The organism is Prevotella sp. C0026C3, from assembly GCF_056590795.1.
This window is the reverse complement of record NZ_JBWPWW010000057.1, coordinates 1-554: the sequence shown is the minus strand read 5'-3', so window position 1 is coordinate 554 and position 554 is coordinate 1. Positions and strand designations below refer to the sequence as shown.

At 47.3% G+C, this 554-nt stretch carries 1 protein-coding gene; it reads right to left on the bottom strand.

Annotated elements, in window-relative coordinates; all coding sequences use genetic code 11:
- Positions 1-171 precede the first annotated feature (171 nt).
- The gene (locus tag AC1EK4_RS11980) at positions 172-327 is read right to left on the bottom strand and encodes a hypothetical protein (RefSeq protein ID WP_156431106.1); all 156 of its coding nucleotides are present in this window, start codon (positions 325-327) and stop codon (positions 172-174) included.
- Between the last annotated feature and the right edge of the window lie 227 nt (positions 328-554).

Sequence of the window (554 nt, the reverse complement as noted above, 5' to 3'; positions counted from 1 at the left end):
CGTTACGGTCACCGCTGCCTGTCTCATTGCTTTGATTGCTTTCATACAGTCTTTCTTAATCATTTTTGTCGTTTGATGCTTTTGTTTCGTAGTCGCTTTCCTGTAAGCTGCTTCCGCCTACCACCCGGTTTTCCAGTCGCTGTTGAAGGACTTGCTCAACCTAGTCGAGTTTCATTCTGAACCTGATGGGGCGCTGTCGTCTACCTCCTCCCAGTCGCTTTCATCACTGTCCATCGAACCTCTTATTCCGCTGCCGGCGAGCAGGCTCTGTTCCATTTCCGTGGGAACGGTTTCAACATTGGGTGTAATGTACTTTTTCTTTTTCATTTTGCTCGTTTTTTTGATATTGTTCTTTAACTGATAATTATACTTGAGAAATGTCTATTGCTGACGCTTGCTTATGCGAGCTTTGTCCGTCTGGCGAGCGGACACGAAAAAGGCAGGAAGGAAATTCCCGTGGAATCCCCGTCCTGCCTATGTTTCCATACCTGCGCCTCGCGCGCGTATGCGTATATTTAAAAAAGAGAGTTGACCGGCGGTTAGCCTGTGTGTGT